At 70.0% G+C, this 13,327-nt stretch carries 15 protein-coding genes and 1 riboswitch; of the genes, 8 read left to right on the top strand and 7 right to left on the bottom strand.

All coding sequences use genetic code 11. The features are described from left to right. Nucleotides 1–22: 22 nt before the first annotated feature. The 3 genes from KIK09_RS49140 to KIK09_RS49130 all read right to left on the bottom strand — a co-directional run bounded on the left by KIK09_RS49140 (nucleotide 23) and on the right by KIK09_RS49130 (nucleotide 2,887). Nucleotides 23–1,183: a S8 family serine peptidase gene (locus KIK09_RS49140; protein WP_214326475.1), complete on the bottom strand. Its 1,161-nt coding sequence runs from the start codon at nucleotides 1,181–1,183 to the stop codon at nucleotides 23–25. After that, nucleotides 1,180–1,923, bottom strand: a complete 744-nt coding sequence (locus tag KIK09_RS49135; protein WP_214326474.1) for a hypothetical protein — start codon at nucleotides 1,921–1,923, stop codon at nucleotides 1,180–1,182. The genes KIK09_RS49140 and KIK09_RS49135 overlap by 4 nt, the downstream gene beginning before the upstream one ends. 157 nt (nucleotides 1,924–2,080) lie before the next feature. Beyond that, on the bottom strand, nucleotides 2,081–2,887 hold the full coding sequence (locus tag KIK09_RS49130) for an SAM hydrolase/SAM-dependent halogenase family protein (RefSeq protein ID WP_214326473.1): 807 nt from the start codon (nucleotides 2,885–2,887) through the stop codon (nucleotides 2,081–2,083). A 117-nt stretch (nucleotides 2,888–3,004) separates the two neighbouring features. Here KIK09_RS49130 and KIK09_RS49125 point away from each other — a divergent pair, with 117 nt between their 5' ends. From KIK09_RS49125 to KIK09_RS49115, 3 genes are read left to right on the top strand one after another with little or no spacing between them, the layout of a single operon-like run. Next, nucleotides 3,005–3,307, top strand: a complete 303-nt coding sequence (locus KIK09_RS49125; protein WP_214326472.1) for a DUF3263 domain-containing protein — start codon at nucleotides 3,005–3,007, stop codon at nucleotides 3,305–3,307. A 21-nt stretch (nucleotides 3,308–3,328) separates the two neighbouring features. Further along, nucleotides 3,329–4,117: a trehalose-phosphatase gene (gene otsB / locus KIK09_RS49120; RefSeq protein ID WP_308164756.1), complete on the top strand. Its 789-nt coding sequence runs from the start codon at nucleotides 3,329–3,331 to the stop codon at nucleotides 4,115–4,117. Between the two features lie 26 nt (nucleotides 4,118–4,143). Further along, nucleotides 4,144–4,713, top strand: coding sequence for a hypothetical protein (locus KIK09_RS49115; protein WP_214326471.1), 570 nt, complete (start codon nucleotides 4,144–4,146; stop codon nucleotides 4,711–4,713). Here the strand turns inward: KIK09_RS49115 and KIK09_RS49110 are convergent. Beyond that, a complete protein-coding gene (locus tag KIK09_RS49110; RefSeq protein ID WP_214326470.1) occupies nucleotides 4,691–5,854 on the bottom strand; it encodes an MFS transporter in 1,164 nt (387 codons plus the stop codon). The genes KIK09_RS49115 and KIK09_RS49110 overlap by 23 nt on opposite strands. Next, entirely contained in the window at nucleotides 5,854–7,278 is a 1,425-nt protein-coding gene (locus KIK09_RS49105) for an alpha,alpha-trehalose-phosphate synthase (UDP-forming) (protein ID WP_214326469.1), read from the bottom strand. Before KIK09_RS49105 ends, KIK09_RS49110 begins: the two co-directional genes overlap by 1 nt. A gap of 265 nt (nucleotides 7,279–7,543) precedes the next feature. Here KIK09_RS49105 and KIK09_RS49100 point away from each other — a divergent pair, with 265 nt between their 5' ends. From KIK09_RS49100 to groL, 5 genes are all read left to right on the top strand, one after another. After that, nucleotides 7,544–8,098, top strand: coding sequence for an RNA polymerase sigma factor (locus tag KIK09_RS49100; protein WP_214326468.1), 555 nt, complete (start codon nucleotides 7,544–7,546; stop codon nucleotides 8,096–8,098). Nucleotides 8,099–8,168: 70 nt separating this feature from the next. Next, a riboswitch (SAM riboswitch) is annotated at nucleotides 8,169–8,310 on the top strand. Between the two features lie 13 nt (nucleotides 8,311–8,323). After that, nucleotides 8,324–9,553 carry a threonine synthase gene (gene thrC, locus KIK09_RS49095; protein ID WP_214326467.1) on the top strand — a complete coding sequence of 410 codons (1,230 nt, stop codon included), beginning with the start codon at nucleotides 8,324–8,326 and terminating at the stop codon, nucleotides 9,551–9,553. Nucleotides 9,554–9,568: 15 nt separating this feature from the next. Continuing rightward, a complete protein-coding gene (locus tag KIK09_RS49090) occupies nucleotides 9,569–9,844 on the top strand; it encodes a MoaD/ThiS family protein (RefSeq protein WP_214326466.1) in 276 nt (91 codons plus the stop codon). A gap of 236 nt (nucleotides 9,845–10,080) precedes the next feature. Continuing rightward, nucleotides 10,081–10,281: a cold-shock protein gene (locus tag KIK09_RS49085; protein WP_173525743.1), complete on the top strand. Its 201-nt coding sequence runs from the start codon at nucleotides 10,081–10,083 to the stop codon at nucleotides 10,279–10,281. 309 nt (nucleotides 10,282–10,590) lie between these two features. Next, nucleotides 10,591–12,219 (top strand): chaperonin GroEL, encoded by a 1,629-nt coding sequence (gene groL, locus KIK09_RS49080; RefSeq protein WP_214326465.1) that lies wholly within the window; start codon nucleotides 10,591–10,593, stop codon nucleotides 12,217–12,219. A 47-nt stretch (nucleotides 12,220–12,266) separates the two neighbouring features. Here the strand turns inward: groL and KIK09_RS49075 are convergent, their stop codons facing one another. Both KIK09_RS49075 and KIK09_RS49070 read right to left on the bottom strand, forming a co-directional pair. Continuing rightward, on the bottom strand, nucleotides 12,267–12,692 hold the full coding sequence (locus KIK09_RS49075) for a GNAT family N-acetyltransferase (RefSeq protein WP_214326464.1): 426 nt from the start codon (nucleotides 12,690–12,692) through the stop codon (nucleotides 12,267–12,269). A 90-nt stretch (nucleotides 12,693–12,782) separates the two neighbouring features. Beyond that, nucleotides 12,783–13,313 (bottom strand): YbhB/YbcL family Raf kinase inhibitor-like protein, encoded by a 531-nt coding sequence (locus tag KIK09_RS49070; RefSeq protein ID WP_214326463.1) that lies wholly within the window; start codon nucleotides 13,311–13,313, stop codon nucleotides 12,783–12,785. Nucleotides 13,314–13,327 lie beyond the last annotated feature (14 nt).

The following is a 13,327-nucleotide window of genomic DNA, read 5'->3' as shown; positions in this document are numbered from 1 at the left end:
AGGAGTATCACACAAGCGCTTGCTAGGTTGAATCCCTCCCGCGCCTCCGGTGCAGCACGATCACCCTGGCCGACATGCCCGCCGTCAGCAGGATCATGGCGACCACCACGGCCAGCCGGGAGGCGGACTCGTGCGCGGGTGGCCCGTCGCCGAAGTAGGCGGCGTTCGGGCCGGAGGGCGCCGAGGCGGGCGCGGCCAGCCGGTCGGCCTGGCGCAGGGCCAGCAGCGCGTTGGCCACCCCGTGGCCGTAGGCGCTGTCGTAGCCCTTGGCGGGGCGGCGCCGGGTGCCGTGCTCGATGGCCATGCGCACGTGGTACGGCGACAGATCCGGGTGGGCGGACCTGATCAGCGCCGCGATGCCGGCCACCATGGCCGCCGCCGAGCTGGTGCCGTCGCCCACCACGTAGGCGTCGGCGCCGTCGGCGCTGACGATCTCCGTGCCGGGCGCCACGACCGACAGGTAGTCCTGCCGGTTGGAGTAGGCGGCCACCTTCAGGCGCTTGTCCACGGCGCCCACCGCGATCACGCCCGGATAGGCGGCGGGGAAGTTCTTCCTGTTGGTGGTGTCGCCGTCGTTGCCGGAGGAGGCGACCAGGACGGCGCCGCGCGCGATGGCGTACTGCACGGCCTCCTCCTCGGCGGCCGAGCCCTCCCATGCGCCGCTGCCGCCGCCCAGCGACATGCTGATCACGCCGGCGCCGTGGTCGACGGCGTAGCGGATGCCGCGGGCCAGGGCGTCGCGGCCGGTCGCGCGCTGCTTTTCGCGCAGCGGGTCGCCGTTCTCCAGGGTGACCCGCACCGACAGGATGCGGGCGGCCGGCGCCACGCCGACGATGCCGTCCCGCTCGCCCGCCCCGTGGCCGTGCCCGGCGATCAGGCTGGCCATCGCGGTGCCGTGATGTCCCCACAGCGGCCGGTCACGGGCCGCGCCCGTCAGGTCGGGACCCTCGGTGACGCTGCCCGTCAGGTCGGGATGGCGGCTGTCGACGCCGGTGTCGAGCACGGCCACCGTCACGCCCGCGCCCTTGCTGTGCTTCCACGCCTCGGGCAGGCGCAGCGCCGAGATCTGCCACTGCCGGGCCCTGGCGGCCGAGCCGGCGTCGTCGGCGTCGTCGGGGCCCGCGCCGGTGAACAGCAGCGCGGTGAGGCAGACCGGGAGCAGCCCGGCCAGCATCCGTGTCATCTGGTCAGGACCCGGTGCAACTCCGCGGCCAGTTGCCTGGCGACCCCCGCCAGCCTGCTCGGCGGGGCCACCCCGGGCACGTAGGCCCGGCCGTCGGCGTATCCGGCCGCGGTCAGCACCACGTAGCGGTCGCCGGCGAAGGAGATCGCCCCCGTCACGTACTGCCGCTGACCGAACCGCTCCGCCGGGCCGTCGGGAAAGGCCACCGGCCGCACGCTCGGCACGCGCCCGCTGCCCGAGGTCACCAGGGCGCCGAGCGGGCCGCCCGGATCGCCGGCCCACGCCGCGCCGCCCAGCCCGCCAGAACTGCCGGCCCACGCGGCGCCCGGCCCCGCCGCCGCGGCGCTCGCCCGGTCGCCGGTGGTCAGCGCAGGATGCTCGGCCGCCGAGCCGCCCATGCGGGCCAGGGGAGTGCGGGTGCCCTTGCCGTCGAGCACGGCGATGCCGACCGTGGCGACATAGGTCTGGGTGCTGTCGGCGTACGTCGCGCGCAGCGCGGTACGGCAGCCGGGCAGCGCACGGAAGGCGGCAGGCTGGAGCGCCTCCCGGCAGGGCGCCTCTGGGGCGATGCCGACGAGCTCGTACGTCATCCGTGCCCCGGAGGGGCTGGATCCGGGCACTGTATGGGGAAAGACACGCGAAACCGGCCACTCGTGCCACCGCTCGGGGACGGGCGGCTCGGCCGAGGGCCAGACCAGGTTCAGTAGGGACAGCAGCAGCACGACAGACAGTTGGAACACGCCGACCTCTGGAGAAGGGGGGAGGGGACGCCCGATCTGCCCGTGCATTCTGGCATGCGATCGATGAGTCAATCCGACGCTTCAGTAAACAGACCGATACGCGGAGTAATTCCCTTCTGCCACTTTCGCACCACTAAAATAGGAAAAGTCGGCACATTTAGGGTGTTGGTGACAGGCGGACGTGCGCCCCCGGCGGCAGTCCCAGCCGCTGCGCCGCGTCACCGGCGTTCACCGCGAGCGCGATCAGGCCCGCCGAGTCCGCGAAGGCCACCAGCTCGCCCGGCGGCACCGCCGCGTACGTCTCGCGGAACGGCATCGACAGTTGCCGCCGCCCCAGCCGCACGCCCAGCGTGTCGCCCAGCCGAACTCCCAGCGCGGCCAGGTCGCCCGCCGCGATCGACAACTGCGTGTTGCCGTAGCGGTCGACCGAGACCACCTCGCCCTCCACGCAGCCCTCACGGATCACCGAGGTGGGTTCGGGCAGCGACACCAGCCGCTCGACCGGGTACGCGGGGCCCAGGTCGGCGGCCTTGAGCCCGCAGCACAGCCGCCCGGCCACCGGGGCGTACACGTCCCGCCCGTGGAAGGTCGGTGACACCGGGTGCAGGAAGTACTCCTCGTTGCAGAGCTCGTACGCCGCTCGCGCCCCGCCGCTGGCGTGGATCGCCCACGACAGCAGCCCGTTGTCGGGGCCGATGAAGATCCGCCCGCCCGCCTCGACCGCCACGGGCCGTCTGGCTCCGCCCGCGCCCGGGTCCACCGCTCCAATGTGGACACCCTTGGGCAGGTACGGGATGGTCTGCGCGAGGATCGCGGCGCCCCGCCGTACATCGCCTGAAGGCACCAGATGGCATACGTCGATCACGCGGGTCTCCGGAGCGATCCCAGCAATCACTCCATGACAGGCCGCCACATAGCCATCTTCCAACCCGTAGTCGGTGAGAAGCGTGATGACTTGGGTCACATTTAGTGACTGTACGTCTCCCAATCCGCCGTGAACACCCGTACTCCGCACATTACGATGGCTGCGGGCCGCGTGCGCACGACGTGATCGTCGGGCGCTCCCACCGAGGAGGAGACCATGGACACTGCACCGGTCAGCGGTGACAGTGCTGCCCAGGAACCGTCCCGCCACCCCCTCTCCGACCGTGATCTCGAGCTCCTCGCCTTCGAGCGCCAGTGGTGGCGCTACGCGGGCGCCAAGGAGCAGGCCATCAAGGAGGCCTTCGGGTTCTCCGCCACCCGTTACTACCAGCTCCTCGGCGAGCTCATCGACCGACCCGAGGCGCTTGAGCAGGACCCCATGCTGGTCAAGCGGCTGCGCCGGCTGCGGGCCTCGCGACAGCGCGAGCGCGCCGCCAGGCGGCTCGGCATGCGTCCCTGACCGGCTGGGTACGGCTGCCGCGTGAGGAACATCCCTGGAATCCAATCGATACTGAAAGATCCCGCGGGCGCGGTGATCGGGCTCGACTTCGACGGCACCCTGGCGCCGATCGTGCCCGACCCCGCCGCGGCGCGGATCCACCCTGAAGCCCCCGCCGTCCTGGCCGAGCTCGGCAGGCACGTGGGCGCCGTGGCCATCGTCACGGGGCGGCCCGTCGCCACTGTGCTGGAGCTCGGACAGGGGCTGGCCGACGTGCCTGGGCTCGTCGTCCTCGGCCACTACGGCTTCGAACGCTGGGAGAAGGGGCGCGTCAGCGGGCCCCCGCCACCGCCGGGGGTCCCGCGGGCGGCCGCGGAGCTGCCGCTGCTGCTCGACTCGCTCGGCCTGCGCGGTGTGACGATCGAGGACAAGGGCCGCGCCGTCGCCGTGCACACCCGCCGCAGCCCCGATCCCGAGGGTTACCTGGCCGTCCTGCGCGAGCCCCTGGCCAAGCTGGCCGAGAAGCACGGCCTGGTCGTCGAACCCGGCCGCATGGTGCTCGAACTGCGGCCGTCCGGCATGGACAAGGGCCACGCCCTCGGTCTCTTCCTGGCCGAGCGGGGTGCGCGCTCGGTCATGTTCGTCGGCGACGATCTGGGCGACCTGGCGGCCTTCGACGCCGTCGAGGCCTCGGGAATGCCCGGTGTGAAGGTGTGCAGCGGCTCGGCCGAGGTCACCGCCCTGGCGGAACGGGCTGACATGGTCGTCGACGGCCCCGGCGGCGTGGTCGCGCTGCTGCGCGAGCTTTGCGACAGCCTGCAACTCGGCTGAAAGTGCGCGTAGCTAGGGTCGCGCCCATGAGGAGATCCCTGTTGGCCGTCGCGGCGATCGCCGCCACCGCCACCGCCCTGGTCGCGCTTCCCGCCAACGCCTCCACCGGCACGCTGAGCTTCCGCGGCATGACGCTCACCCTCCCGAGCGGCTGGAAGGTCTCCGGCAAGGGAGACTGGCTCAAGGTCGTGACCGGCACGTGCGCCAAGCCGAAGGCGGGCTACAACGGGCAGGAGTGCCAGGCCTTCTGGGTGTTCGGTCCCAAGGCCATCAAGGAAGGCCAGGAACTGTTCAATCCCTACACGGGCAAGCGGCCCTACTACCCGGCCACCGACGTGCAGCCGTGCCCGATCAAGCGCAAACTGGCCCAGAGCTTCGACAAGCCGAAGTCCGAAGGACTGCGCCAGGTCGGTCCCGGCCACAAGGCCGCCTACCGGGCCTGGAACTTCTCCTGCCGCCCCTACGAGCACCTCGAGAGCGTGAAGCTGCGCTACGTCCAGCGCGAATGGTTCCTGCCCAAGAGCAGGATCCTCATCGTGGACCAGTTCAGCACCCCCGGCCTCGACGCGGTGCTCAAGAACGCGTCCTGGCAGTGAGCACCCCGCCGACGGCCAGGCCGATCAGGACGGGCACCAGCAGGAACGCCGCCCGCGTGCCGAATCCGTCGGCCAGCGCACCGAGCACGAACGGCCCGACCGCCATCGCCGCCCCCGCCCACATCGGCGAGGCGGCCGCCGCCAGGTCGGGCCTGCCGCCGGAGTTGCCGATCATCGCCGACAGCGCCAGCGGGAAGTGCAGCGAGATGCCCAGCCCGCTCAGCGCCAGCCCCGCGTAGCCGAGCAACGGGTCGGTGGCCGACCAGAAGATCAGCCAACCGGCGGCCGCGACGGCCAGGGCGCCGGCGAACAACCGCGTGTGCGGCACCCGCAGCGCCAGCCGCGCTCCCGCGAAGCGGCCCGCGGCCATCCCGGCGATCATCGCGCTCAGCCCGGTGGCCGCCGTGGCCAGGCTCAGCCCGGTCTGCGCGGCCAGCAGCGAGACGGCCCACAGGTTGAAGGAGAACTCCAGCGCCACGCAGCAGCACAGCACCGCCCCGCTCACGTGGAAGCGCCACCCCGGCCGCCGCGCGGAGCCGTGCGCGGGCTCGGGCGGCGTCGCGGGCGCTGAGGTCCACACCCGGCCGAGTGCCGCGGCCACCGCGACCGTGAGCAGCGGCGTCACCAGCAGCGCCGCGCGCCAGCCGAGCGCCGTGCCCGCCATCGCGCTGATCAGGAACGTGACGGAACTGCCGATCACCACGCCGACCGCGTTCGCCTCGCTGATGGCCGCCGCTCCCGCCGGGCCGTGGTGGTCGCTCAGCGCGGCCATCGCCGCGTACAGCATCAGCGAGCCGAAGCCTCCGGACACCGCGTAGCCCAGCAGCGTGAGCGGCAGCGAGGAGGAGAACACGACCAGGACCACGCCGGCGTTCATGCCGGCCACGCCCAGCCAGGTGGAGGCCCGCCTGCCGTACCTGTTCGTCAGGTATGGCAGGGCCAGGCCCGCGGCGATCGTGGCCAGCGCCATCGCGGTGCCGTGCAGGCCCGCGACGGTGGCCGAGGTGCGCTCGTCGGCGCGCAGCAGCGGGACGGCGGCGCTCAGGCCGTACAGGTAGGTGGCGAAGGTGCCGAGCTGCAGGTAGATCAGCCAGGTGGGACGATCGCGGGTCAACCGGATGGGCTCGGTCGCCTCCCGCATCAGGGTGTCCCGAGGGCGTCCAGCTGGGCGGCCATCCAGCGCTGCGGCGGCAACGCCGTGGCGGCGGCCCTGAGCGCGGTGCGGCGGCGGCGGCGCTCGTCCTCGGGCATCACCAGCGCCTGATGCAGGGCCTCGGCGGTCTCGCTGACGTCGTAGGGGTTGACGACCAGCGCGTGCTCGCCCAGCTCGGCCGCCGCGCCGGCCTCCCGCGACAGCACGAGCGCGCACCGTTCCGACAGCACCGGGCCCTCCTTGGCCACCAGGTTCATCCCGTCGCGGATCGGGTTGACCAGCAGCACGTCGGCCAGGCGGTAGGCGGCCAGCGAGCGCGGGTAGTCGTCGTCGACGTTGAGGATCAGCGGGTCCCAGTCCTCGGTGGCGTACTCGTCCTCGATCTCCTTGGCGCAGCGCTGCACGGCGGCGGTGTACTCGCGGTACTCGGGCAGGTCGTGGCGCGAGGGGTAGGCGAAGGCCAGGTGGACCACGCGGCCGTGCCACTCGGGGTGGGCCGCCAGGAACTCGCGGTAGGCCACCAGGCCGCGCACGATGTTCTTCGACAGCTCGGTCCTGTCGATGCGGACGATCAGGCGGCGGTCGCCGACCTGAGCGCGCAGCGCGGTCACGTGCGACTCGACGTCGGGCTCGCAGGCGCGCGCCCACAGCTCGTCGCCGTCCACGCCCAGCGCGTGCACGCCGATCTGGGTCGTGCGCCCCTCATATGTAACGTTATTTCCAGAAATATCGGCGCCCAGGAGGGTGGCGCAGCAGTCCATGAACGCCGACGCCCACCGCTCGGCCAGGAACCCGGCGTGGTCGGCGCCCAGGATGCCCTCAAGCACCTCCCTGGCCACCTCGTCGGGCAGCAGCGAGAAGTACTCGGGCGGCGCCCACGGGGTGTGGCTGAAGTGCGCGATGCGCAGGTCGGGCCGCTCGGCGCGGAGCATCGCCGGGGTCAGGGTCAGGTGGTAGTCCTGCACCATCACCCGCGCCCCGTGACCCGCCTCCTCGGCCAGCGCCATCGCGAACGCCCCGTTGTAGTCGCGGTAGGACTCCCACTCCCGCTGGAACCTGGTGCCGAACAGGGGCGCGTTCGGGGTGTCGTAGAGCAGGTGGTTGACGAACCACAGCGTGGAGTTGGCCACGGCGTTGTAGGCGCGGTGGAACGTGGTGGGCGGGATGTCCAGCATCCGCACCGCCCCGGTCTCGTAGCCTGCCTGGTCCAGGCGGCCGCCGGGGGCCTGCCGTACGGCGCTCCTGTCGCCGTCGGACAGGGCGGCGCAGACCCACAGCACACCCTCGTCCTTGGCGACTCCTGACAGGCCGGAGACCAGCCCGCCACCGCCGCGTTTCATGGTCAGAACCCCGTCGTCGGACACGGTGAACGACACAGGCCCTCTGTTGGAGGCCACCAGGACGCTGTTCATCGGGCCCTCTCCGTGGACACCCGGCCTGCGGCCAGAGCGGAAACGAATTCCTGCGGATCGACTGCGGCAATTGTCATACAGCGGTGGATGTTCTCGCCGCCGGGGTGGCGGCGTCGGCTCGTGGAGCCGGGGCAGGACCTCAACGGAGCACTCCCGGGCGGGCAGTCAGCGATGAAGCGGGTCCAACGGCGCGAGCCGCAGGAAACGCCCCCCTTTCAACAGGGAGATATCCAATAACGCTCCCTCCGACCATAGGATCCCAGCTATGGCGCTTGATGAGCTAACCGAGGAACTGGCCCGCTCCGCCGCCGCCGGAGATCATCGCGCACTCGGCGAGCTCCTGCGGCGGATCGAGCCTGACGTGTTGCGGCACTGCAGCCGGATCCTGCCCTACCACCAGGACGCGGAGGAGGCCTCCCAGGACACGCTGCTGGCCGTCGCCCGCAACATCGGGCGGTTCGAGGGGCGGGCGAGGTTCAGCACCTGGCTGCACATCGTGACCGCGAACTGCGCGCGGACGACCTACCGCACGCTGAAGCGCAGGGCCGCCGAGCAGAGCTCGGACGAACTGCCCATGCAGAAGCCCGACGTGCGCAGGGTCAGCGTGATCGCCGGGTCGAGGCTCGACCTGCTCGACGCGATGGAGGCGCTGGAGTCCGACAAGCCGGACCTGGCCCAGGCGCTGGTGCTGCGCGACATCGTCCAGCTCGACTACAACGAGGTGGCCGAGCAGCTCGGCATCCCGCTCGGCACCGCCAAGTCCCGCATCCACCAGGCCCGCAAGTACGTCCAGGGCGTGCTCGGGGAGGACTATCGCTGAGTCTCACTTGCTGAGACGGTTTTCTGGGCCCCGTTGCGCCCGGGTACAGTACTGGTCAACAACCGAATATTGCTCATCCAGAGGGGTGGAGGGACCGGCCCTGCGAAGCCCCGGCAACCCTCCCGGTTAGAGACTCGCGACAGGGCGAGGCCGGCCGGGACAAGGTGCCAATTCCGGTCTGCGGTCAAGGTGGCCGCGGGCGAAGATGAGGGAAGGCCTCGCTTCATGTCGCTCGACTTTGGTCCTGCCGTCGCTCTGTCCTGCCGTGAGTGCGGCGCCCGCTATGACCTGGGTCCCAGCTTCGCCTGTCTCGAGTGTTTCGGGCCGCTCGAAGCGGCCTACGACTTCGGTACGGTGACCCGCGCGCAGATCGAGGCGGGCCCCACCAACATCTGGCGCTACCAGCCCCTCCTTCCGGTCCCCGCCGACGTGGCGTCCAAGCGGAACATGAACCCGGGCTGGACCAAGCTCGTCAAGGCCGACAACCTGGGCAAGGCCCTGGGGATCCGCTCGCTGCACGTCAAGGACGACTCCGGCAACCCCACCCACTCCTTCAAGGACCGGGTCGTGGCCATCGCCGTCGAGGCGGCCCGCAACTTCGGCTTCCACACGCTGTCGTGCTCCTCCACCGGCAACCTGGCCGGCGCCGTGACGGCCGCCGCCGCGCGCGCCGGGCTGGACGCGTGCGTGTTCATCCCCGCCAACCTGGAGCAGGCCAAGATCGCCATGGCCCGGGTGTTCGGCGGCAGGCTCATCGGCATCGACGGCACCTACGACGAGGTCAACCGCTTCTGCTCGGAGCTGATCGGCGACCCGCTCGGCGACAAGTGGGGCTTCGTCAACGTCAACCTGCGGCCCTACTACGCCGAGGGCTCCAAGACGCTGGCCTACGAGATCGCCGAGCAGCTCGGGTGGCGGCTGCCGGAGCAGATCGTGATCCCGATCGCCTCCGGGTCCCAGCTGACGAAGATCGACAAGGGGTTCAAGGAGCTGATCGCGCTCGGGCTGGTGGAGGACACGCCGTACAAGGTCTTCGGGGCGCAGGCGCTGGGCTGCTCGCCGGTGTCGGCCGCGTTCAAGGCCGGGCACGACGTGGTCCAGCCGGTCAAGCCCGACACCATCGCCAAGTCGCTGGCCATCGGCAACCCTGCCGACGGGCCCTACGTCCTCGACATCGCCCGCCGTACCGGGGGAGCGGTCGAGGACGTCACGGACGCCGAGATCGTCGAGGCGATCAGGCTGCTCGCCTCGACCGAGGGCATCTTCGCCGAGACCGCGGGCGGGGTCACCGTCGGCGTGCTGAAGAAGCTGGTCGAGAACGGCACGCTCGACCCCGAGGCCGAGACCGTGGTGCTCAACACCGGCGACGGGCTCAAGACGCTCGACGCCGTCTCGGACGACGCCAAGCCGACGGCCGTGATCCGGCCCTCTCTCGATGCGTTCCGCGCGATCTGAAAGGAAGTTTTGGAAATGAGCGTGTCAGTACGGATTCCCACCATTCTGCGCACCTACACCGGGGGTAACGCGGAAGTCAGTGGCGAAGGTGCAACTCTGCGTGAGGTGTTCGCGAAGCTCGACTCGGACTACCCGGGTATCGGCGCGCGGATTCTGGATGAATCGGGCAAGATTCGTCGTTTTGTCAACGTTTACGTGGGTGAAGAGGATGTCCGATTCGCCGAGGGGCTCGACACTGTAGCCCCCGAGGGGGCACAGATCTCCATCATCCCGGCAGTCGCCGGCGGCTGACCGTCCGGACGAGAAGGCGCCCCCCGTGGGCGCCTTCCGCATTTCTGGACAATTCAAGGTTGAACAACTCAGCTCTGGATGAAATGCGGAGTTTTCCGATTGACTCTGTTGCCATACACCGTGCCACAGGTATGGTCGAGGGCGATCGTCTGGCTTGATTTCGCATAAGTCATGGCGATTGCGGGTCTCGCGAGAGGAATGGGCGGGATCTGTGAGCCCAGTAAGAGGAGTCGGAAGTGGCGCAGGGCACCGTCAAGTGGTTCAACGCGGACAAAGGCTACGGCTTCATCGCTGTTGACGGTGGTAAAGATGTATTCGTCCATTACTCAGCGATCATGATGGACGGGTACCGCTCTCTCGAACAGGGCCAGCGTGTCGAGTTCGAGATCACGCAGGGACAGAAGGGGCCGCAGGCGGAGGCCGTTCGCGCGGTCTGAGGTCATTGCACCCGGCAGATCGCACGGCAGCGCAGTCCGTGCAACCTGCCACCTGTCCAACCAACGTTCGGCCTGTGGTGCGGCGGGTCCTGAGGGGGACCCGCCGTACCGGATGACCAGGGCAGGAGTGGCTCTCGCTTGCACTCGACGAGGTAGAGTGCTAAACAGTTCGTTGGCACTCTCTGATGCAGAGTGCCAGCACTGGATCGAGACGATGGGGTCTGCCGAACGGAGCTGCGGACCCGAACGCCGTCGCGGGCGTCGGCTCGATCCTTGAGAAGCCACCCTGCATCTGGGAGGTCTAGCCTTATGGCAGCCAAGATGATCGCGTTTGACGAGGACGCCCGGCGCGGTCTCGAGCGCGGCATGAACCAGCTCGCCGACGCCGTCAAGGTGACCCTTGGTCCCAAGGGACGCAACGTCGTGCTGGAGAAGAAGTGGGGCGCTCCCACGATCACCAACGACGGTGTCTCCATCGCCAAGGAGATCGAGCTCGAGGACCCGTGGGAGAAGATCGGCGCCGAGCTGGTCAAGGAAGTCGCCAAGAAGACGGACGACGTCGCGGGTGACGGCACCACCACCGCCACCGTGCTCGCCCAGGCGCTGGTCCGCGAGGGCCTCCGCAACGTGGCCGCCGGCGCCAACCCGATGGCTCTGAAGAAGGGCATCGAGGCCGCCGTCGAGCGCGTCAGCGAGGAGCTGTCCAAGCTCGCGAAGGACGTGGAGACCAAGGAGCAGATCGCCTCCACGGCGTCCATCTCCGCCGCCGACCCCGAGATCGGCTCGCTCATCGCCGAGGCGATGGACAAGGTCGGCAAGGAAGGCGTCATCACCGTCGAGGAGAGCAACACCTTCGGCCTCGAGCTCGAGCTCACCGAGGGCATGCGCTTCGACAAGGGCATGACGTCGATGTACTTCGTCACCGACTCCGACCGTATGGAGGCGGTGCTCGAGGACCCGTACATCCTGATCGTCAACTCGAAGGTCTCGGCCAACAAGGACCTGCTGCCCCTGCTCGACAAGGTCGTGCAGTCCGGCAAGCCGCTCCTGATCATCGCCGAGGACGTCGAGGGCGAGGCCCTGGCCACGCTGGTCGTCAACAAGATCCGCGGACTGTTCCGCTCCGTGGCCGTCAAGGCTCCGGGCTTCGGCGACCGCCGCAAGGCCATGCTGGGCGACATCGCGACCCTGACCGGCGGTCAGGTCATCGCCGAGGAAGTCGGCCTCAAGCTCGAGAACGCCACGCTCGACCTGCTCGGCCGCGCCCGCAAGGTCGTCGTGACCAAGGACGAGACCACGATCGTCGACGGCGCCGGTGACGCCGACGCGATCGCCGGCCGGGTCAACGAGATCCGCGCCGAGATCGAGCGCACCGACTCCGACTACGACCGCGAGAAGCTCCAGGAGCGCCTGGCCAAGCTCGCCGGTGGTGTGGCCGTCATCAAGGCCGGCGCCGCCACGGAGGTCGAGCTCAAGGAGCGCAAGCACCGCATCGAGGACGCCGTTCGCAACGCGAAGGCGGCCGTCGAGGAGGGCATCGTCCCCGGCGGCGGCGTGGCGCTGCTGCAGGCGGGCGCCAACTCCTTCGACAAGCTCGAGCTCAACGGCGACGAGGCCACCGGTGCCTCCATCGTCAAGAAGGCTCTGGAGGAGCCGCTCAAGCAGATCGCGGTCAACGCCGGTCTCGAGGGCGGCGTCGTGGTGGAGAAGGTCCGCAACCTCACCCCGGGTGAGGGTCTCAACGCGGCCAGCGGCGAGTACGTCAACATGTTCGAGGCCGGCATCATCGACCCGGCCAAGGTGACGCGCTCCGCGCTGCAGAACGCCGCTTCCATCGCGGCGCTCTTCCTCACCACCGAGGCTGTCATCGCCGAGAAGCCGGAGAAGACCCCGGCTGCGCCCGGCGGCATGCCCGGCGGCGGAGACATGGACTTCTAGTCCGTCCACGAAAGAGGGCGTCCGATCACGGGCGCCCTTTTTTCGTTCTACAGCGGCTTCACCCAGCGGCCCCATTCGGGCTGGCGGCGATAACCGGCCGCGGACCAGGCGTGATGGGCCAGGGTGTTGTCGTCGAGCACCATGGCGTCGGCCCTGAACGCCTCGAACTCGGCGAAGCGCGCCTCGGCCGCGGCCAGCAGTGTCCTGGCGATGCCCTTGCGCCGGTGATCAGGGTGTACGGCGAGCCGATACAGATGCGCCCGCCAGCCGTCCCACCCGGCGATCAGCGTGCCCACCATGACGTCGTCGAGCTCGGCGATCATCAGGGCTTCCGGGTCGCGCTCGAGCAGTGCGAGCACCTTGCCGGCGGAGTCCCGCCGATCGGTCCCCTCGGCCGCCATCAGCCAGAAGTCGAGCACGGGCTCGACATCAGCGATCTTCGCAGACCGGACCTTAACCCCGAACTCGCCCATACCCCGCGAAGCTACCAGACCCCATCCGACCGCGCGGAGATCACGGCGCCCCCGGGGTGGGTCCCGGGGGCCTGCCGTACCGGAAGAGTGTCAGAGGCCGAAGTGGGCGACGATGTGGCCGCGGGCCAGGGTGTTGGCGGTGATGTTGAAGCCCGCCACGGCGGGGCTGACCGAGTCGTCGATGCCGAGACTGTCGACGCCGAGGGCGTGCACCGTGAAGACGTAGCGGTGCGGGTCTCCGGGCGGCGGGGCCGAGCCTCCGTAGTCCTTGCTGCCGTAGTCGTTGCGGACGTGGACGGCGCCCTCGGGCAGGCCCTTGAAGTCGGGCGACGTGCCCGCGCCCGTGGGCAGCTCGGTGACCGCGGCGGGGATGTCGAAGACGACCCAGTGCCAGAAGCCGCTGCCCGTGGGCGCGTCGGGGTCGAAGCAGGTGACGGCGTAGCTGCGCGTCTCGGCGGGCGCGCCGGACCAGCGCAGGTGCGGGGACAGGTTCTGCCCCGTCATGCCCCAGTCGTTGAAGACGTGGGCGTCGCTCAGCCGCTCGCCGTGCGTGATGTCCTCGCTCTCGACCGCGAGCGACGGGACGGAGGGCAGATGATCATGCGGAAGCGGTGCTGGCACGGCATCCTCCTTGG

Source organism: Nonomuraea sediminis (genome assembly GCF_018531495.1).
Lineage (GTDB): Bacteria > Actinomycetota > Actinomycetes > Streptosporangiales > Streptosporangiaceae > Nonomuraea > Nonomuraea sediminis.
This window is presented reverse-complemented; position numbering and strand designations above follow the sequence as displayed.

What these genes read in the sequence shown, in the direction of transcription:
- KIK09_RS49090 (WP_214326466.1), top strand. Translation starts at nt 9,569, where the DNA reads ATGAGCGTGTCAGTACGGATTCCCACCATTCTGCGCACCTACACCGGG.
- thrC (WP_214326467.1), top strand. Translation starts at nt 8,324, where the DNA reads ATGTCGCTCGACTTTGGTCCTGCCGTCGCTCTGTCCTGCCGTGAGTGC.
- KIK09_RS49105 (WP_214326469.1), bottom strand. Translation starts at nt 7,278, where the DNA reads ATGAACAGCGTCCTGGTGGCCTCCAACAGAGGGCCTGTGTCGTTCACC.
- KIK09_RS49100 (WP_214326468.1), top strand. Translation starts at nt 7,544, where the DNA reads ATGGCGCTTGATGAGCTAACCGAGGAACTGGCCCGCTCCGCCGCCGCC.
- KIK09_RS49125 (WP_214326472.1), top strand. Translation starts at nt 3,005, where the DNA reads ATGGACACTGCACCGGTCAGCGGTGACAGTGCTGCCCAGGAACCGTCC.
- groL (WP_214326465.1), top strand. Translation starts at nt 10,591, where the DNA reads ATGGCAGCCAAGATGATCGCGTTTGACGAGGACGCCCGGCGCGGTCTC.
- KIK09_RS49140 (WP_214326475.1), bottom strand. Translation starts at nt 1,183, where the DNA reads ATGACACGGATGCTGGCCGGGCTGCTCCCGGTCTGCCTCACCGCGCTG.
- KIK09_RS49115 (WP_214326471.1), top strand. Translation starts at nt 4,144, where the DNA reads ATGAGGAGATCCCTGTTGGCCGTCGCGGCGATCGCCGCCACCGCCACC.
- KIK09_RS49075 (WP_214326464.1), bottom strand. Translation starts at nt 12,692, where the DNA reads ATGGGCGAGTTCGGGGTTAAGGTCCGGTCTGCGAAGATCGCTGATGTC.
- KIK09_RS49110 (WP_214326470.1), bottom strand. Translation starts at nt 5,854, where the DNA reads ATGCGGGAGGCGACCGAGCCCATCCGGTTGACCCGCGATCGTCCCACC.